18 protein-coding genes are annotated in these 17828 nt (G+C 57.1%); 7 read left to right on the plus strand and 11 right to left on the minus strand.

The genetic code is table 11. The features are described 5' to 3' along the window. Positions 1 to 3 precede the first annotated feature (3 nt). The 4 genes from MWU60_RS15455 to MWU60_RS15470 all read right to left on the minus strand — a co-directional run bounded on the left by MWU60_RS15455 (position 4) and on the right by MWU60_RS15470 (position 4036). Positions 4 to 249, minus strand: a complete 246-nt coding sequence (locus tag MWU60_RS15455) for a DUF4170 domain-containing protein (RefSeq protein WP_247228278.1) — start codon at positions 247 to 249, stop codon at positions 4 to 6. A gap of 36 nt (positions 250 to 285) precedes the next feature. Then, positions 286 to 1077 (minus strand): 3'(2'),5'-bisphosphate nucleotidase CysQ, encoded by a 792-nt coding sequence (locus MWU60_RS15460; protein ID WP_247228279.1) that lies wholly within the window; start codon positions 1075 to 1077, stop codon positions 286 to 288. After that, the gene (locus MWU60_RS15465) at positions 1064 to 2410 is read right to left on the minus strand and encodes a TldD/PmbA family protein (protein ID WP_247228280.1); all 1347 of its coding nucleotides are present in this window, start codon (positions 2408 to 2410) and stop codon (positions 1064 to 1066) included. The genes MWU60_RS15460 and MWU60_RS15465 overlap by 14 nt, the downstream gene beginning before the upstream one ends. 120 nt (positions 2411 to 2530) lie before the next feature. Beyond that, positions 2531 to 4036 (minus strand): DUF2125 domain-containing protein, encoded by a 1506-nt coding sequence (locus MWU60_RS15470; protein ID WP_247228281.1) that lies wholly within the window; start codon positions 4034 to 4036, stop codon positions 2531 to 2533. A 130-nt stretch (positions 4037 to 4166) separates the two neighbouring features. Here MWU60_RS15470 and MWU60_RS15475 point away from each other — a divergent pair, with 130 nt between their 5' ends. From MWU60_RS15475 to MWU60_RS15495, 5 genes are all read left to right on the plus strand, one after another. Continuing rightward, positions 4167 to 4916 carry an SDR family oxidoreductase gene (locus tag MWU60_RS15475; protein ID WP_247228595.1) on the plus strand — a complete coding sequence of 250 codons (750 nt, stop codon included), beginning with the start codon at positions 4167 to 4169 and terminating at the stop codon, positions 4914 to 4916. After that, a complete protein-coding gene (locus tag MWU60_RS15480) occupies positions 4913 to 5521 on the plus strand; it encodes an enoyl-CoA hydratase/isomerase family protein (protein ID WP_247228282.1) in 609 nt (202 codons plus the stop codon). Before MWU60_RS15475 ends, MWU60_RS15480 begins: the two co-directional genes overlap by 4 nt. Positions 5522 to 5580: 59 nt before the next feature. Further along, positions 5581 to 6888 (plus strand): mechanosensitive ion channel domain-containing protein, encoded by a 1308-nt coding sequence (locus MWU60_RS15485; RefSeq protein ID WP_247228283.1) that lies wholly within the window; start codon positions 5581 to 5583, stop codon positions 6886 to 6888. Further along, complete coding sequence (locus MWU60_RS15490; protein WP_247228284.1) at positions 6885 to 8048, plus strand: TIGR03862 family flavoprotein; 1164 nt, start codon at positions 6885 to 6887, stop codon at positions 8046 to 8048. Before MWU60_RS15485 ends, MWU60_RS15490 begins: the two co-directional genes overlap by 4 nt. A gap of 474 nt (positions 8049 to 8522) precedes the next feature. Further along, positions 8523 to 8735, plus strand: coding sequence for a hypothetical protein (locus MWU60_RS15495; protein ID WP_247228285.1), 213 nt, complete (start codon positions 8523 to 8525; stop codon positions 8733 to 8735). Positions 8736 to 8787: 52 nt separating this feature from the next. Here the strand turns inward: MWU60_RS15495 and holA are convergent, their stop codons facing one another. From holA to MWU60_RS15520, 5 genes are all read right to left on the minus strand, one after another. After that, positions 8788 to 9810 carry a DNA polymerase III subunit delta gene (gene holA / locus MWU60_RS15500; RefSeq protein WP_247228286.1) on the minus strand — a complete coding sequence of 341 codons (1023 nt, stop codon included), beginning with the start codon at positions 9808 to 9810 and terminating at the stop codon, positions 8788 to 8790. After that, positions 9807 to 10292, minus strand: coding sequence for an LPS assembly lipoprotein LptE (gene lptE, locus MWU60_RS15505; RefSeq protein WP_247228287.1), 486 nt, complete (start codon positions 10290 to 10292; stop codon positions 9807 to 9809). The genes holA and lptE overlap by 4 nt, the downstream gene beginning before the upstream one ends. Further along, positions 10282 to 12831: a leucine--tRNA ligase gene (gene leuS / locus MWU60_RS15510; protein ID WP_247228288.1), complete on the minus strand. Its 2550-nt coding sequence runs from the start codon at positions 12829 to 12831 to the stop codon at positions 10282 to 10284. The genes lptE and leuS overlap by 11 nt, the downstream gene beginning before the upstream one ends. Before the next feature lie 76 nt (positions 12832 to 12907). Then, positions 12908 to 13249 (minus strand): DUF3576 domain-containing protein, encoded by a 342-nt coding sequence (locus MWU60_RS15515; RefSeq protein WP_247228596.1) that lies wholly within the window; start codon positions 13247 to 13249, stop codon positions 12908 to 12910. A gap of 205 nt (positions 13250 to 13454) precedes the next feature. After that, positions 13455 to 14714, minus strand: coding sequence for a porin (locus MWU60_RS15520; protein ID WP_247228289.1), 1260 nt, complete (start codon positions 14712 to 14714; stop codon positions 13455 to 13457). Between the two features lie 227 nt (positions 14715 to 14941). Between MWU60_RS15520 and MWU60_RS15525 the strand changes: the two genes are divergently transcribed. Then, a complete protein-coding gene (locus MWU60_RS15525) occupies positions 14942 to 15595 on the plus strand; it encodes a YggS family pyridoxal phosphate-dependent enzyme (protein WP_247228290.1) in 654 nt (217 codons plus the stop codon). Then, positions 15592 to 16239, plus strand: a complete 648-nt coding sequence (locus MWU60_RS15530; protein ID WP_247228291.1) for an RluA family pseudouridine synthase — start codon at positions 15592 to 15594, stop codon at positions 16237 to 16239. Before MWU60_RS15525 ends, MWU60_RS15530 begins: the two co-directional genes overlap by 4 nt. On the opposite strand, the gene MWU60_RS15535 is transcribed toward MWU60_RS15530, so the two are convergent. Further along, on the minus strand, positions 16236 to 16832 hold the full coding sequence (locus tag MWU60_RS15535; RefSeq protein ID WP_247228292.1) for an alpha/beta hydrolase: 597 nt from the start codon (positions 16830 to 16832) through the stop codon (positions 16236 to 16238). The two genes, MWU60_RS15530 and MWU60_RS15535, sit on opposite strands and share 4 nt — an antisense overlap. A gap of 1 nt (position 16833) precedes the next feature. After that, positions 16834 to 17763 carry a VOC family protein gene (locus MWU60_RS15540; protein WP_247228293.1) on the minus strand — a complete coding sequence of 310 codons (930 nt, stop codon included), beginning with the start codon at positions 17761 to 17763 and terminating at the stop codon, positions 16834 to 16836. Positions 17764 to 17828: the final 65 nt, after the last annotated feature.

Genomic DNA, 17828 nt, shown 5'->3' on the forward strand with positions numbered 1-17828 from the left:
GCCTTAGTGATCAAGCTCTTCGGTTGGTGACGCTTCGGTTTCTTCGTCGCGCAAGCGGTGAATATGGGCAATGAAGTACCGCATATGCGCGTTATCAACCGTGCGCTGGGCCGCCCCTTTCCACGCGTTGTAGGCGGCCTCGTAGTTGGGAAACATGCCGACGATGTCGATGGCATCGACGTCTTTGAATGCGTTCTTGCTTGGATCAACAAGTTCGCCGCCAAAGACGAGGTGTAGGCGCTGTGTCATGGGAAAACCTTTGTGAAAACGACTGTTGCGCGCAGTCTAGGGGTTTGGTTGCTGCGGCTCAAGCCGCGCCAGCAAGTCAGCGTGCAAAGGCTGGCCCGCAGCCAGCACACCGGGCACCTGAGGATGGGCATTGTTGAAGCGCAAGTTATCCCCATGTTGATCCGTCACTGTGCCGCTGGCCTCGGTGATAATCAACGCGCCCGCCGCAATGTCCCATTCCCAACTGGGCCAGAACGTGATCATGCCATCATATGCGCCCTGCGCCACAAGGCACATGCGATAGGCCAGCGACGAGCGGAACTTGCGCTTGATCGGAGGCAGGACGCCCTGTTTCCAGAAACGTCCGTCAAAGTTGGGTTTTGCGCCCAGAATGGTCGCCCCGTCCAACGCCGCATCGGTCGTGTGGATTGGATCTCCGTTCAATGTTGCGCCGCCACCTGCACTGGCGGCAAACATCATATCGCGCATAGGCAGATAGACAGCGGCGGCGACGGGCTGCCCGTTTTCAACAATCGCAAGCGAATGCGCCCAGTCTTTACTGCCCTCAATAAAGGCGCGTGTGCCGTCGATGGGGTCAATGATGAATTGACGGGTGGTGCTGAGGCGCGCGGCGTTATCTTCGGTTTCCTCAGACAGCCAGCCATAGTCGGGCCGTGCCGATTGCAGATTGCTTTCCAGCATCGCATTCACGGCAAGGTCTGCGGCAGTGACGGGCCCTGCACCGTCTGGCTTTTCGGTGATATCGGGGTCTTGCCGAAAATAGTGCTTTGCGATGTCGCCAGCGTGGCGTGCTGCGTCGACCAGCAGCGCCAGATCAGTCGCCTGCAACGGTCAGCCCTTCGACCAGCAGCGATGGCACCACCCGCGACAGATGCATGCGCGCGTCATTGGCGGGCACAATCGTCATCAGCATATCGCGCAAGTTGCCTGCAACAGTGCATTCGTTCACCGGATAGGTGATCTCACCATTTTCAACCCAGAACCCTGCGGCCCCACGGGAATAGTCACCGGTGTTCGGGTTGATGGTTGAGCCGATCATGGATGTCACCAGCAGGCCGGTGCCCATGTCCTTGATCAGATCATCGCGCGATTTGTCACCTTGGGTCAGCGCGACATTCGTCAAGCTTGGAGAAGGCGGGCTGCCAGTACCACGCGCCGCATTCGCGGTGCTTTCCATTCCCAGCTTGCGTCCGGTGGCAAGGTCTAGCGTCCAACCGGTCAGAACCCCATCGTCAACAATCGCGCGTTTGGATGTGGCCAGACCTTCGGCATCAAACAGTCGCGATCCGGTCACGCGCGGACGATGCGGGTCTTCGATCACCGACAACCCGTTCGGCAAGACCTGTTCGCCCACCGCATTGCGCAGCCAACTTGATCCGCGTGCGATCATCATACCGTTGGTGGCTTGCAGGAGGCTACCGATCAGTGAACTTGCGATGCGCTCATCGAACAGCACCGGGAAAGTGCCGGTCTGCGGCTTCTTGGCTCCTGCACGCTCCACCGCGCGTTCTGCGGCGATACGCCCGATCTCTTCGGCGTCGCGCAGGTCTGCCTGAAACACGCGGCTGTCATAGTCATAGTCGCGTTCCATGTCCGTTCCGGTCCCACTGATCGCGACACATGAAAGGCCGCGGTCACTGCGGGCATATCCAGCAGAGAAACCATTGCTGGCGGCAAGGTGGATTTGCCTACGGCCATACCCGGCTGAGGCGGATTGGACTTGGCTGACACCCGCGTTGCGCAAAGCGGCAGCTTCCGCGCGGGTCGCGTCATCTTGAAGGGCGGCAGGATCAGGTTCTGCACTGGGATCATAAAGCTGCAACGCTTCCGTCGCGATATCAGTTGCCAATTGTGACGGATCAGCAAGGCCCGCATAGGGGTCTTCGGGGGCTTCCCTGGCCATCGCCACGGCGCGTTCCGCCATCTGGGTCAGGGTATCCGGCTTGGCGTCGGAGGATGACACACAGGCCTGCCGCTGGCCCACAAAGACCCGCAATCCAATGTCGATCCCTTCAGAGCGTTCCGCTTGTTCCAAAGCACCTTCACGCACGGTAATCGACAGCGATGTGCCATCCACCGCAATCGCATCAGCGGCATCCGCACCGGCCCGCTTGGCGGATTGCAAAATCTGGTCGGAAAGGTCGGAGAGCGATTTGGTCATTTTCTATCCTTGTGCTGGCCAAAGACCTAGTGCGCTGGGCCATGACCCGCAAGGTTATGGTTGCCCCAAAAGAAAAAGGCGCGGATGCCAGCACCCGCGCCCAATCTGGATCATCTATGATTAGCGAACGCGGTTGCCGTTCACGTTAACCTGACCGTTGGGCAGGATTTCAACGGCGGTTTCCATGCTGTCCTCGCCGGTCGAACGGGCAAACATACCCATCATCATCCGTGCGCCCATCACGTCCTGTTCAGGCACAACGCCCATGGCGACAAGGTTGTCGAGCAAGGTGTTAAAGCCTGTAATCTCAACCTTTGCTTCGCCTTCCGGACGGGGCAATGGGGCAAAGCTTTGCATGTCCGTGTTGTCGAATGTAAATGCACCTTCACCTGTTACCAATGCGCCGGCTGCGTCGATGTTGAGAGTTTCAAGCACCAGCGTTTCAGGCTCAAAAGGCGCGCCACCACCCATAGCCATAGCCATCTGATCTTCCGGATCCATCACATTAAGCATCGCCCTTACTGTGCCTTGCAACGATAGTTGGATGGTTGCCGGATTACGGGGCAGAATGCTTCCCGGATCAAAGAGGTTCCACAGACCATCGCTCATTGTCAGATCAATCAGGTCAAAACTGATGCCCATCGGGGCTGGTTCTTCTGTTTCCGCAATCGGGACTTCAAAACTAAGACCATATCTTGCCATGTTGATATCAATAGGGAGCGGAAGCTCAGAGCTTTGCATTGAAAGGTCCAGATCATCGACCGCGGTGTCATAGGCTACTGCTGCGTCGCTCATTGCGACGGTGAATGTTGCTTGTCCGGTGCTGCCGGACGCGGCGAATTGATTATCCTCGGCATTCACGTCCACCACGAAGTCAGAGCTTTCAATGATATAGCCGCCGGCAGTCGTCATACCCGCAGCAACCAACTGTCCGGGCGCAATCTGTTCGACGTCAACCGGCATGGATACCTCACCCTGCACCGACAGGTCGTTGTATTTGGCTGCCGCAGCGACGTATTCGCCACCAGACCCCGGTATTTGGAAGTCAACCAGCATATCAATAACATCAACTGTCGCGCTATATGACGTTTCGCGCGTTTCGCCGATCGTGCTGGTAGAGCTTGCCGTGACATTGTTCGCGGTGAGTGTAGCATCACCGCCAAACGTGACATCGCCATTTACAGCGTCAACGAAGGCGATCTTATACTGATCAGCGGTTACATCGTAATTCATTGCATCAGGATCGCCGCTGACGATCATATCGACATTGGTCTGACTGACCTCGATATTAATGACGGTGCCATCTTCGGCAGTGATCACAAACGGATAGCTGTCCGCCATCGTGACGCGCACTGTGCCGTCGGATTGTTCATTGAAAATGATATCGCCGATGTTCATTTCGAATGCGACGTCATCGTCAGCATAGTTCACTGCCAGATCGCGGACGGTCACAGTGCCGCTGGAAGTTTCCTCTGCGCCGATGGAAATGCCGTCTTCCCCGTAAAGGGCCATCTGCGATTTCCAGTCCTCCCAGACCTGCGCTGCGGTGACATCCGCCTGTGCTGCACTGCCAGCAATCAACGCGGCGAGGCAAACAGCGCTGCGCATTCCAGTTAAATTGGTCATCAATGATCCCTTTCGTTATCTCTCTTTCAGAACGGTCTTTGGCTTTCTACTATAGAACCAAAGGGCGCTACTATCGATTCACTAAGTAGCTATCCCAAACACAGACTGAAAGGGAGCAGGTGTGAAAAACATCGACATGGTCGGGAAAACCGTACTGATCACAGGGGCAAGCCGGGGGATTGGCGAAGCTGCGGCCTATGTATTTGCCGAAGCCGGAGCCAATGTGGCCCTTGTGGCGCGTAGTACCGATGAAATTGCTGAAATTGCAGGGAAAATCGGGGAAAAGGCGCTGGCTATCCCTTGCGATGTGTCGCGATACTCTGATGTGGCCATGGCCGTATCTGCGACGGCACAGACCTTTGGCGGATTGGATGTGTTGATCAACAACGCAGGCATCGTGGACCCCATTGGTCACCTGCAAGACACCGATCCAGAGGCATGGGCGCGCACCATTGATATCAACCTCAAGGGGGTGATGCATGGGCTACATGCAGCCATGCCGGGTATGATTGCGCAAGGGCACGGGACGATTATCAATATCTCATCAGGTGCCGCGCATGGCCCGGTCGAGGGGTGGACGGCGTATTGCAGCTCAAAAGCAGGCGTTTATATGCTGACGCGGGCGGCCGATAAGGAATCCCGCGACAAGGGTCTGCGCATCATGGGCCTGTCCCCCGGCACAGTCGCCACGCAAATGCAGCGCGAGATTAAGGCGTCGGGCATCAACCCGGTCAGCCAGTTGGACTGGTCAGATCACATCCCGCCTGAGTGGCCCGCAAAGGCACTTTTATGGATGTGCACACCTGAGGCGGATCCGTTTTTGGGTGATGATGTCAGCCTGCGTGATGATGACATTCGCAAACAGGTCGGCCTTACATGATCCGTTGCGACAAGGATGGGGATATCTGGACCGTCACCATCGACCGACCTGACAAGGCGGGTGCGCTGACAAAAGCAATGCTGGCCGAACTGGCCGATATTGCCGAGGCGGCACAGGCGGCCAAGCTGTTTATCCTGACAGGGACTGGCGGCGTTTTCAGCGCCGGTGCTGATCTGGATGCAGCACGTGCCGGGCTTGCGACTGATCCAGTGTGGGAAAGGCTATCGGCGGGCATCGCCGCCTTGCCGGGGCTGAGTATCGCCGCCTTAAACGGCACCGTTGCGGGTGGAGCGTTTGGCATGGTGCTCGCCTGTGATCTGCGGATCGCCGTGCCCAAGGCGAAATTCTTCTACCCTGTGATGAAGCTTGGTTTCCTGCCCCAGCCCTCTGATCCACCGCGTTTGGTGGCATTGGTCGGACCTGCGCGCGCGAAACTTATCCTGATGGCCGGGCAAAAGGTAGAGGCCGCGCGTGCACTGGAATGGGGTTTGTTGGACGAGATTGTTGAGGCTGAAGCGTTGATTAAAGCCGCACATGCCCTTGGCACCGACGTGCTTGTCGCTGAGCCGGGTCATATCGCGGGTATCAAGCGTCTGACGACCTAGGCTTGTTTCTTGGGCTGACGCACGGCACAACAAATTAAACGGCAGGGGGCTAGGCTGTAATGGAACCGACGACATTGATGGATCAGGCGCGTGATGCGTTTGATCAGGCTTTGGTCCTTGCGCAAGAATGGCTCTTGTCGCCTGCCGCTTGGTCGCAGTTCGCGCTGTTGATCGGGGCCTATCTGTTGGCGCGTTTGGTCAATCGGATCGCCGCACCGCGCATCAAAGGCCTGCTCACACCGGACCCTGAAAATCAGTCGATCATCGCCAAGTCCCGGCGATTCATCCTGATTTTCCTGCCTTTGTTGTTGCCGCTCTTGGCCTATGGTTTCACGGCGATCGGCGAGGTGGTGACGCGATCCCTGTTCGGGTCGGGCGCTGTCATCGCCTTTGGCAAACGGGTCTTCCTTTTCCTTGCTGCGCGCGCGCTTGCCAAACACATCATTACCGATCCGTTCCTGCGGACACTGGCCAAATATGTGCTGGTCCCGGCCGCAGCGCTCTATGCCGTGGGCTTTTTGGATGAAGTGGTAACAGCCCTGGATGCGGCACAGGTGAACCTTGGCAATATCAGCTTTTCCGCACTGGCCATCGTGCGGGGCGTTGTTGCGGGCAGTATCCTGTTCTGGCTGGGCCAATGGTCCAATTCGCAGTCATCATCCTACATCGAACAACAACCGATGCGCCCCGCCATCCGGCAGCTGGCGATCAAGTCATCCGAGTTTTTGATCTTTGGCATCGCGTTCCTTGTGCTGATGAACGTCATGGGCATTAGCCTCAGTTCGCTTGCGATCATTGGGGGTGCAGTTGGTGTGGGCCTTGGTTTTGGACTGCAAAAGATTGCATCCAACTTCATCTCTGGTGTGATCCTCATGGTCGAAGGGCAAGCGACTGTCGGGGATTATGTGGAACTGGATGGTGGCGAGGCGGGCACGATCATCAAGATGACGGCGCGTGCGACAATCCTTGAAACCTTCGATGGGCGCTGGATTGTGGTGCCGAACGAAGACTTCATCACGACACGGGTGGTCAATTACTCTGACTCCGGGTCTGCGAACCGGTTGGAAGTGGCGTTTTCTGTCAGTTACGATACTGACATCAATCTTGTGCCCGCCATCATCGAGGCAGCGGTCGCCAAACACCCCGGCGTGCTGCAAGAACCTGAGGGCCCAGATTGCGAGCTACGGGGCTTCGGTGACAGCGGCGTTGACTTTGGCGTCGAGTTTTGGGTCGAAGGCATTGATGACGGCAAGAACAAATATGCCTCCGATGTGCTGTTTCTGATCTGGAACGCGTTGAAAGAGAATGACATCGAAATTCCATACCCACACCGCGTGATCGAAATGAAAGGGCCCATGCCGACGTGACCGATGCAGTTGTCATCGGTGCGGGTCCTGCTGGTTTGATGGCCGCCGAAGAGCTGGGCAAAGCGGGCCTTTCGGTTTTGGTCGCCGACGCGATGCCGTCGGTGGGGCGCAAGTTCCTGATGGCGGGCAAGTCAGGTCTGAACATCACCAAGGCAGAGCCAAAAGCGGCTTTCTTGGTGGCCTACGGCAAGCAAGTGCCGCAAGCTTTGGCGACTGCGCTTGACGCCTTCCGCCCGGACGATGTGATGGCGTGGGCCGAAGGGCTGGGCCAACCTTTGTTCACGGGTTCTACCGGGCGGGTGTTTCCCAAAGCCATGAAAGCGTCGCCTTTACTGCGAGCATGGTTGGTGCGCCTGGACAGTCTGGGCATGGCCCTGCAAACCCGTTGGCACTGGGATGGTTGGCAGGATGATGCACTGGCGTTCAGCACCCCGACTGGTCCGGTTTCATTGCGCCCCAAGGTCACCGTCCTTGCGCTGGGCGGTGCCAGTTGGGCTCGGCTTGGTGCAAACGGGCAGTGGGCCAGGCATTTGGCCGATCATGTTGCACCCTTCGCGCCTGCCAACATGGGGTTCGTCGTCAACTGGTCGGCGCATATGGCACCCCATATGGGATCGCCGCTTAAATCAGTCGCATTGACTGCGGGCGATACAACAACGCGCGGCGAGTTGGTAATATCGCAGCGCGGGATTGAAGGTGGCGGTGTCTATACGGTGTCGCGGGCGATGCGTGAGGGTGCGGCGCTCTACGTTGATTTGTTGCCAGACTGGTCGTTGGAAAAACTGCGCAATGCGCTGGGTAAACCGCGTGGCAAGGCGAGTATGACAAACCACCTACGCAAGGTCCTGCGGTTCAACCCGGTCCAAATGGCACTGCTGTCCGAATTTGGGCGACCGTTCCCAGATGACCTCGCGCCAATGATCAAAGCACTTCCCATTCAACACGCCGGACCCAGACCGATGGATGAGGCGATTTCGACGGCGGGTGGTGTGCGGTTTGATGCGTTGACGGGTGATCTGATGCTGAAGGACCGGCCAGGGACATTTTGCGCAGGCGAGATGCTGGATTGGGAGGCACCAACGGGCGGTTATTTGATTACCGCTTGCTTGGCCACAGGGCGCGCAGCAGGTCGCGCGGCGGCGTTACATGCGGGTGGCTGAGGCGTGTCATTGCAATAAAACGAGAAACATGGGTCGCTCAAATTCGCCTAAAGAGATGGGAATTGGAGCGGGGTGATTTGGGCGACTCTCATCCGAGAAATGCAGATATGGCCATTCTTACGCGCGATCCGCACTCCGTTGGCGATTCTATTTGCCTTAATTTAGTCATAAAGTGTTGCACCGCAGCATCGTTTTGAAGTGATCTTACGATTCGTGTTTGCTGGATAAATCACGCAAACTGCCCGGATCATTGAAAAATTATCGGATCAAATGCACAGAATCCTCAAGATTCATTGACTATTTGGCGTCTCATTGATGTGGCCTTGGTGGCTGCGCGACAAACTGAAATGCACTCGGCGAAGAATCGCCCTTAAAAATATGCCTAGAATTCGCGTCCAATGCCTGATTCAATGTATTGATGTGGACAGGTCACGCTTTGGCCTTCCCGCCCCGTGCATGAATGGAGTATTTAATATGCGCTTTACAACAACACTTGCTGCCGCAGCTGCTATCGCAGTTTCTGGCGTTGCCGCCACAGCTGGCGGTATGAGCGACGAAGTCATGGAAGCCCCTGTTGTGATGGTTGATCCAGCACCAGCACCAGCAGCTTCTTCTGTCAGCCCAACATATGTGATCCTCGGTGTGCTTGCTGCACTGTTGATCGCTGCGGCTGTCAACGAAAGCTAATCAAAGCTTTTGCTTTGATTGAAAGGCAGGCTTTGGCCTGCCTTTTTTCGTTTTAGCGTCGCGCCATCATTGCCAGGCGGATCAATGTGCGTTCCATGAGCGCATTTTGCGGCGCGGTATTGGCCGAGCGTAGTTGTAGATCAACGTCCGTCAGCGCAGTCAAAGCCCGCTCTAACCGGTCCCGTCCCCATCCGCTGGCTTGGCGCACGATTTTGTCGCGACGTGGCCCAAACACCGGTGGACGCAGCCGTCCTACCCCTGCCGCCGGCCCACCGGGGTCAGAGGCGACAACATGCAGACGGCGGAAATGGCGCATCGCACCGATACACAGCGTCACGGGTGCCACGCCTTGCGCATACAGGTTCCGCAAGAGCGGCCCCAGACGGTCGGCCTGACCGGTCGCCACGACCTCCAGCACATCGTCAACATCCACCTCAGCCGACTGCGGCGCATTGGCCATGACGTCATCAATGCTCAGCGGGCTGTTATCGCCGCGTTTGTAAAGGCTGACCTTTTCGATGGTCTGCCGGAAATCACCGGGTTCAAGTGCATTGGCCAAGGACATCAACGTGTCCATCACGTCACGATCGGGCTGCCGGATGCCTGCATCTTTGAGCGCTTGTTCGACATCGGCCATCGTGGGTGGATCATCGTAAAGGCCAATCGCGACCGCATTACGATGTCCTTCGACGACCTTGCGCAGCGCTGATTTGGCCGTCAGCTGGCCCGCAGTGATCACGACCTGTGCATCACCCGCCTGCCAATCTGCCAAAGCGGCAGCGATCAGTTTGGACAGCCCGTCGGTCGCGTCCTCCACAAAGGCGACGCGATGGCCGGGAAAGAACCCTTGCGCCTTGATCGCGTCATCCAGCAGGGCCGGGTCCTTGCGCAGGTCAGCGGCGCTGAGACGGGTCAGGCGCATCTCTTCCTCGCCCTGCGGACCAACAAGTGCATGGATCACCTGCTGGCGCTTGTCAGCGACGCGCATGGGATCAGCCCCAAAGATCAGCAGGGCGGTATGGCCAGAATCCGGTTTGCGAAAATAGTTTTGCGCTGCACCACCCGTCAGCTTCATTGGGGCAACTCGGCGGTGATAACCAGCACGCGGCTGACGATCATATCAGCAAGGATAACCGACAGGCGTGCTTCGGCATCATCGCGGGTTGCCTGGGTGGCGATTGTAGAACCGGTGGCGGAGTAGCTGGTAAATGCATCTACTGCGCCGCTCTCAATGGTTTCGTCGCGCGCGATGTCCACAAGCGACCAGGTGGCCGTGCCAATGATATTCAGCCGCGACGTGTCGCCATCTGCCGTAATCGCAGCCGCACGTTCGCTGGACCGTACCGTGGTCTTCAGCACGTACTGCGGTGCACTGCTGCGCCCCAGACGCGCCTCAAGCCGTTCCTGAAGCTTGAAGCCGGCCACACTGTCGTCGGCCTCAATGCGGACCCGGTCGCGCAGGCCGTTACCCGCCCCATAGATCGGAGCAAAGCCGCAGCCCATCAACCCAAGCAAGCTGATCAGTGTGGCGCGGCGGGTGATCGGGTTAGACGACAATGTTCACAATCCGCCCCGGCACAACGATCAGTTTCTTCGGCGCAGCCCCGGCAAGGGCGGTCTGCACGACCTCCAGCGCCAGCGCGATCTCTTGCACCGCTTCCTTTGAGGCATCGGCCGCGACCTGGATTTCAGCGCGGCGTTTGCCGTTGATCTGGATGGGCATGGTGACCGTGTCTTCGACAAGCATGGCCTCATCTGCAACCGGCCAAGGCGCGTTTGCGATCAAGCCCTCACCGCCCAGCATCGACCAGATTTCTTCGGACAAATGCGGGGTCATGGGCGACATCAGTTGCGCCAATACCTTTGCCGCCTGACGCTTAGCAGCACCGCCAGCCTTGGACTTGGCCAGCACATTGGTGAACGCGTAAAGCTTTGCAATGGCTGCGTTAAATCCAAAGGTTTCAACCCCCATGGTCACGTCATGGATCGCTTTGTGCATGGCGCGCAGCAGGTCTTCATCACCCGCACCGGTGCCCTCATCCATCGCGGCGATATCGGTCGCCACGCGGTGTACACGGTTCAGGTGCTTAAAGGTTGCTTCCGCGCCAGAGGCGGTCCACTCCACATCCCGCTCAGGTGGGCTGTCGGACAGCACAAACCAGCGGGCGGTGTCGGCGCCGTATTTTGCCAAGATGTTATCTGGATCGACGACGTTCTTTTTGGACTTCGACATCTTTGCGGATGGGATCACATCAACGTCCTGTCCCGTCGCACCCAAGCGCGCGCCACTTTCCGTCCATTCGATGTCCTCGGGCAGATGATAGACCGGACGGTCCTTTTCATCCCGCGTCACATAGATCTCGTGTGTGACCATGCCTTGCGTGAACAGCGCGTCAAAAGGCTCTGACGTGCCTTGGGGCAGATGCCCTGTCATGTTCATCGCACGGGCAAAAAAGCGGCTGTACAGTAGGTGCAAGATCGCATGTTCAATCCCGCCGATGTACTGGTCAACATTCATCCAATATGCGGCATCTTCGATGTTGGTCGGCGTTTCTGCATCCGGTGCGGTGAAGCGTGCGAAATACCACGAGGAGTCCACGAAGGTGTCCATCGTGTCAGTTTCGCGCTGCGCAGGTTTCCCACAAGACGGGCAGGCGCAGTCGCGCCACGTCGGATGGCGGTCCAGCGGGTTGCCGGGCACGTCAAAAGTGACGTCATATGGCAATTCGACCGGCAGGTTTTCCTTCTTTTCAGGCACCACACCGCAGTCATCGCAATGGACAACCGGGATCGGGCAACCCCAATAGCGCTGGCGGCTCAGGCCCCAATCACGCAGGCGGAATTTGGTGACACCTTTGCCCAAGTTATTGGCTTCAAAGTAGTCAATTGTGGTGTCGATACCCTCTTGGCTGGTGGCTTTTTCAATGCCGGCAAAATGGTCGATGTATACGACGGCTTCAGACTTTGCCGGGACAAGTGCCGTGTTTTCGACCTCAACCGGATCATCGGGCATATGGAAGGCATTCCTGACGGGCAGGTCATATTTGCGTGCAAAATCCAGATCGCGCTGGTCGTGGGCCGGGCAGCCAAAGACCGCTCCGGTCCCGTAGTCCATCAACACGAAGTTGCCGACCCAGACAGGCAGTTCCATATCCGGATAAACCGGGTGACGCACGGTGATGCCGGTATCAATCCCTTTCTTTTCCGCCTTTTCCATAGCCGCTTCGGTTGTGTCCATCTTGCGGGTTTCCGCAATGAAGGCAGCAAGGTTTTCGTCAGTGTCAGCAAGCGCACGAGACACCGGGTGTTCTGCTGAAATGGCAAGGAAGCTCGCGCCACGCATGGTGTCGGGACGGGTCGAATAGCAGACTATTGGTGCTTCGCCGTCCGTCCGATGGAAAGGAATTTCAATGCCACGCGACTTGCCGATCCAGTTTGCCTGCATCAGTTTCACCTTGGCAGGCCAGTTATCCAGCGTGTCCAACGCCTCCAGCAATTCTTCGGAATAGTCACTGATCTTGAAGAACCATTGCACCAGTTCGCGGCGTTCAACCTCGGCACCAGAGCGCCAGCCTTTGCCGTCGATCACCTGTTCATTGGCCAGCACGGTCATATCGACCGGGTCCCAGTTAACCACGGCTTTCTTACGGTAAATCAAACCCTTGGACAGGAAATCAATGAACAACGCCTGCTGCTGGCCGTAGTATTCGGGATCGCAAGTCGCAAACTCGCGCGACCAGTCAATCGACAGGCCCAGCGGCTTCATCTGAGCCTTCATGTCGGTGATATTGCCGTAGGTGTAATCCTTGGGATGGATGCCTGTGGCCATCGCCGCATTTTCGGCAGGCATCCCAAAGGCGTCCCAGCCCATCGGGTGCAGAATGTTATGACCGGTTGCCAGCTTATACCGGGCAATCACATCGCCCATGGTGTAGTTGCGCACGTGGCCCATGTGGATGCGGCCCGATGGATAGGGGAACATTTCCAGCACGTAATACTTAGGCTTATCGGCGCTGCGCTCAGCCTTAAAGGTCTGGGCGGTGGCCCAGGCATCCTGCCATTTCGCCTCGATCGTGGCGGGGGAGTAGGTGGTCATCTTATTGGTCTTTCAAAAAAGCAAAACGCCGGGCAATGGGCCCGGCGCTATTCATAATCGGGCTGAGGGCCGATGGCTATAGGGCGCCGTCAGCAATCCGTAACTGGCGGGCCCGCGCAAGGATCGCATCCTCAACCGCGCGCTGGGTTTCAACGGCGACAGGGCCGTTGCGGGTCAGCAAGCTGAGGTTCAGCGAGCGGGCATCCATCGCAGGGTCTGTCACCTGCACGGTGGCACGGTAGGCGCGGCCACTGCCGGGTGGGGTGCCGAAACCGGTTGTGATCACACCGGTGAATGGGTCGGCGGATTGCACGGGCAGAAAGCTGAGCACGTCCAGTGATGCCGCCCAGAGGTAGCGGTTCACGGCAACGTTTTCGGCACCGCGGGGCGTTGGGGGTGTCCCACTGCCACAGGCCACGAGTGCGCCAAGGGCGATGATCGCGAGCGTTTTGCGCCAAATACTGGATAGGACAGTCAAACCATTTCCCCTTTGGTCGGGTGAACTACATTGGCGAAATATGTAGCGAAGGGGGGGCAGGGTCACAAGCGGTTATCATCACACAAAAAGAAAGAGCGACCCCAAGATGGGGCCGCTCTGACAATTTTGGATCGTTCTACTTCAATTAGAAGGAGAATGAGATCTCAAGAGTTGTACCTGGCAGGTACTCTGGATCACCAATTTCGTCTTCCTGGTCGCCATCTTCGTCGTTTGCATAAACAGCGAGGAATTCAGCACCACCACCCAGATCGAATGTACCACCGACGTAGTAGTCAGTGTCGTCACCTTCGTTTTCGTTCTGTGCACCAGCAACAACTGTCAGGCCGTTACCAACATCAAAAGAACCGTCGAGGTTAACTTTCTCAAGGCCTTGGTCGTTGTCGTAGTCAAGTGTGACTGCGATTGGGCCGTCAGAGTAAGCAAGTGTCGCGCCGAAGTTGTCTTCGTCGGTGTCGTCATCTTCAGAGACGTAGTACACAGTCGCTGTAACTGGACCAATTGGGTAAGCAACCTGAATACCAGTTGACGATGTGTCAGCGGATTCATTGGAAGCATATGCCAGAGTGATGTCAGCGCCTGCAACGCTTACGCCAGCAGAGATACCGAAGATTTCATCATTTGAGAAATCGCCGTTTGCAACACTTGGTGCATAGACACCGCCTGAAACAAGAGTATCAACCAGCGCATCAACTGCGTCAGCATCGGTTGGATCAGGCAGTGCTGCGATTGCTGCAGCGGCAGCGGCTGCTGCGTCAACAGATACTGACTCTTCCTGATATGCGACCGACATTGAGAACATGCCGACGTCGCCTGCAACACCAACGGAGAGCTGATCTACGAATTCATCGTTTTCCAGGTCATCAAGACCAAGAGCGTCGTCGATATCGCCGTTTACAAAGCCACCGTTATCGGCGTCTGTGCCTGCAGCGTGTGTGACGTTGTAAGACACAGAAGCATCAAAGCCGCCCAGAGATACGTCGCCGCGGATGACGTTTTCGCCGTCAGCTTCGGAGAAGCCGTCAGATTCCATGTCACCGGCTGACTGCCAGCGTGTTTCAGCAGCAAATGCTGTGTCGCCAAAGAACAGGCCAGCTGTGTCGCTTTCCAAAGACAAGACGTACTCGTCGGCTGTGAAAGCGCCTTCGTTTGCGTCGTCCAATACGTCGATTTCGAAAGCAGCAGTTGCTGTCAGGCCGTTGTCCAGAGCGGCGGACATTGTTACGTCAATGTCAGCGTCCCAATAGAAGCCGTCTTCACCAAAGTCGCTGTCGTCGTTGAAGCCAAGCTCAGCGTTACCAGCAAAGCTGATACCTGAGTGTCCATCAGCAGCAGCAGCGCCGGCAAATGCGACGATAGCTGTTGTTGTAAGAAGGATGCTTTTCATGGATATTTTCCCTCGTGTTTTTGCATTCCCAAGAATGCCAGTTTTCCTAGCATTGGCGATTACCTGCGCCCTTCAACGTGAACACTCAAGTGAAATAGGGGTTTAAAACTTGTCTTTGGCCTGAATGGTGCATCAATGACACACAATTTTTTCGGCCATGACATCCGGTCAAAATCGCACTATTTCACCTCGAAACTTATCGTGATCCTTATTTTCCGGAGCCTGCCATGCCCCTCGCCGAAATTCAGGCCCGTATCGCTGCCGCTTGTGATGCTGCGGGTCGAAATGCAAAAGATGTGAAGCTGATTGCAGTTTCCAAAGTACAACCAAACGCCCGTGTTGATGCGGTGCTTGCGGAAGGTCACCGCATTTTTGGTGAAAACAAGGTCCAAGAGGCCGCAGGAAAGTGGCCCGATTTTCGCGAACGCTATGATGGGATTGAATTGCACCTGATTGGTCCGTTGCAATCCAACAAGGTCAAGCAGGCCATGCAGCTTGCGCAGGCGATCCACACGATTGACCGCCCTAAACTTGCCACAACCATTGCGCGGCACGCACAAGATTTAGGGCAGTGCCCCGATCTTTATATACAGGTGAACACCGGGGAAGAGCCGCAGAAGTCAGGCGTCCTGCCTGCCGAGGCGGATGATTTTGTGGCGCAAGTCCGTGCGCTTGATCTGCCACTCAAGGGATTGATGTGTATCCCGCCGGTGGATGAAGAGCCATCCTTGCACTTCGCCTTGCTGGCCAAGATCGCGGCCCGCAATGACCTGTCGGGGCTCTCGATGGGGATGAGCAGTGACTTTGAAAGTGCGATTGCTTTGGGTGCCACCCACATCCGCGTTGGTTCCGCCATCTTTGGCGAGCGTGTCTACGGGTGAGCGACGACTACGATCCTCCACAAGACCCGCTGACAATCCTGCATGACGATCATCAGGTTCTGCTGGTTGAGAAACCAAGCGGCCTTTTATCGGTTCCCGGCAAAGGCCCGCATTTGGCGGATTGTTTGTTGGCGCGGGTACAAGCCGTTTTTCCGATGGCGCTGTTAGTGCATCGTCTTGATCGCGACACATCCGGCGTGATGATCTTTGCCCTGACCCCGCATGCCCAACGCCACCTTGGTTTGCAGTTTGAGAAACGCCAGACCAGAAAAACCTATGTTGCCCGCGTGTGGGGCGAGATGGCTGAAAAGACCGGTACCGTCGATCTGCCGTTGATTGTGGATTGGCCGAACCGACCCTTGCAGATTGTCGATCATGAGAACGGCAAACAGGCCGTAACTGATTGGCGGGTCATGCGCGTGAAGGACGGCGAGAGCCGGGTGCGGCTGATGCCGCGCACTGGCCGGTCGCATCAGTTGCGGGTGCATATGCTGGCGCTGGGGCATCCGATCTTGGGCGATCCGTTTTATGCGACAGGTGAGGCACGAGATCACCCGCGCCTCATGCTGCATTCCGAGACCTTGCAGTTCCGCCACCCTGACGGTGGGCAAGGGATGCGCATCACTGCAAAGTGTCCGTTCTAAGCAGTGGTAAACTGCGTAATGGCTTCGACTTCGGACTGCGCAATTTCATGTCCGCCCGGATGCCAATGCACCGAAACCTTTGCCCCCTGCGCTGACAGATAGTCAGCGAAGGACTGCGTCATCGGCGCAGGACAAATCGGATCACGCTCGCCTGCGGTGATCAGGATGCGCCGCCCCGCTAAACCGGGTTGCGGGTCGGGCGACCAAGGGATCAGCGGGTGCATAAGGATCAGGTCATCCACCAGTGCGGGGCGTTCAAGCGCAACTGCTGCCAGAATGTTTGCCCCGTTAGAATAACCCAAACCAACCGTCTGTGACGGCATGACTGAGTCTTTCTCAGCCTCTATGAACGCGGCCATCGCCGTCGTCCGCTGCGCAAGATCATCCATGTCATAGACGCCTTCGCCTGTACGGCGGAAATAACGCAGCGCGCCATGCTCTGATACATCGCCGCGCGGCGATGTCACATGGGCACCCGGGATCAGTTGTTCGGCAAAGCCGTGAAATTGGTCCTCATTCCCGCCGGTGCCATGAAAGGTCAGGAACAGCGGTGCACCCGCTGTTCCCTTCGTGCGTTTCGCAACATAGGCCATGTCAGTCACCCAGCGGCTGCAATAAGCTTTCCAGACGGGCACGCAAATGCTCGTGCTGGCTGGGCAGCTTCAGGGCTTCACCCAGATGTGCCGTGTCTTCATCACGGTCAAAACCGGGCTCATTCGTGGCGACCTCAAACAGCACACCGCCGGGCGTGCGGAAATAGATCGCATAGAAATAATCGCGGTCGATGACCGGGGTCACCTGATAGCCCGTGTCCAACAACGCCTCGCGTACTTCCAACTGACGCGCGCGGTTTTCCACGGCAAACGCGATGTGATGCACCGATCCTGCCCCTTGCGACGCATGGCCCGCATTGGGCAACTCTTCGATATCAATCGTGTTGGCGTCATTGCCGCCGGGCACGATGAAACGGGTCACGTTGTCTTGGGTGTCCAGCTTTTCGTAGCCCATGAATTGCAACAACTCGCCACTGACGCCCGCATCCTTCAAGCGCATATCGGCAGAGTGGAAGCCACGGATACCCATCGCTTCGCTCACGCCATTGCGGGTCCAGGCGGCGCGGTTGTCATCGCGCTCAACAAGCGCGAACTGATCGCCATCGGGGCCATCAAACAGCACACGTTTTTCGCCAAAGCGGGTGTCCTGGGCAACGCCGCCGACTTCGAATGTCGCGAACCTGTCCAGCCATGCCTTTGAGGACCCGGTCGGGATGCTGAACGCAGTTCGCCCAACTTCGCCCACACCTTTTCCACCGCGCCCCGCATTGGGGAAGGGAAAGTAGGTCATGACTGTGCCGGGCGACCCGGCCTCGTCGCCATAGTACAGGTGATAAACGTCGGGTGCGTCGAAGTTCACCGTCTTCTTCACCCGGCGCAGGCCGAGTACGTTTGTGAAGAAGGCATTGTTTTCGCGGGCATCACTGGCCAGCGAGGTGACGTGGTGTAGTCCTTTGATCTGGGTGATCATATCTCTCTCCTATTCCTTTGCAGGGATAGATAGCGACACAGCTTCTGCACGAAAGGCCAATAGAC

Origin of the sequence: Yoonia sp. F2084L, assembly GCF_023015625.1 — a bacterium.
Lineage (GTDB): Bacteria > Pseudomonadota > Alphaproteobacteria > Rhodobacterales > Rhodobacteraceae > Yoonia.

Excerpts from the sequence above, each read along its gene's own strand:
- MWU60_RS15455 (WP_247228278.1), bottom strand. The coding sequence starts at position 249 with ATGACACAGCGCCTACACCTCGTCTTTGGCGGCGAACTTGTTGATCCA.
- MWU60_RS15465 (WP_247228280.1), bottom strand. The coding sequence starts at position 2,410 with ATGACCAAATCGCTCTCCGACCTTTCCGACCAGATTTTGCAATCCGCC.
- MWU60_RS15470 (WP_247228281.1), bottom strand. The coding sequence starts at position 4,036 with ATGACCAATTTAACTGGAATGCGCAGCGCTGTTTGCCTCGCCGCGTTG.
- MWU60_RS15480 (WP_247228282.1), top strand. The coding sequence starts at position 4,913 with ATGATCCGTTGCGACAAGGATGGGGATATCTGGACCGTCACCATCGAC.
- MWU60_RS15485 (WP_247228283.1), top strand. The coding sequence starts at position 5,581 with ATGGAACCGACGACATTGATGGATCAGGCGCGTGATGCGTTTGATCAG.
- MWU60_RS15495 (WP_247228285.1), top strand. The coding sequence starts at position 8,523 with ATGCGCTTTACAACAACACTTGCTGCCGCAGCTGCTATCGCAGTTTCT.
- holA (WP_247228286.1), bottom strand. The coding sequence starts at position 9,810 with ATGAAGCTGACGGGTGGTGCAGCGCAAAACTATTTTCGCAAACCGGAT.
- leuS (WP_247228288.1), bottom strand. The coding sequence starts at position 12,831 with ATGACCACCTACTCCCCCGCCACGATCGAGGCGAAATGGCAGGATGCC.
- MWU60_RS15520 (WP_247228289.1), bottom strand. The coding sequence starts at position 14,714 with ATGAAAAGCATCCTTCTTACAACAACAGCTATCGTCGCATTTGCCGGC.
- MWU60_RS15525 (WP_247228290.1), top strand. The coding sequence starts at position 14,942 with ATGCCCCTCGCCGAAATTCAGGCCCGTATCGCTGCCGCTTGTGATGCT.
- MWU60_RS15535 (WP_247228292.1), bottom strand. The coding sequence starts at position 16,832 with ATGGCCTATGTTGCGAAACGCACGAAGGGAACAGCGGGTGCACCGCTG.
- MWU60_RS15540 (WP_247228293.1), bottom strand. The coding sequence starts at position 17,763 with ATGATCACCCAGATCAAAGGACTACACCACGTCACCTCGCTGGCCAGT.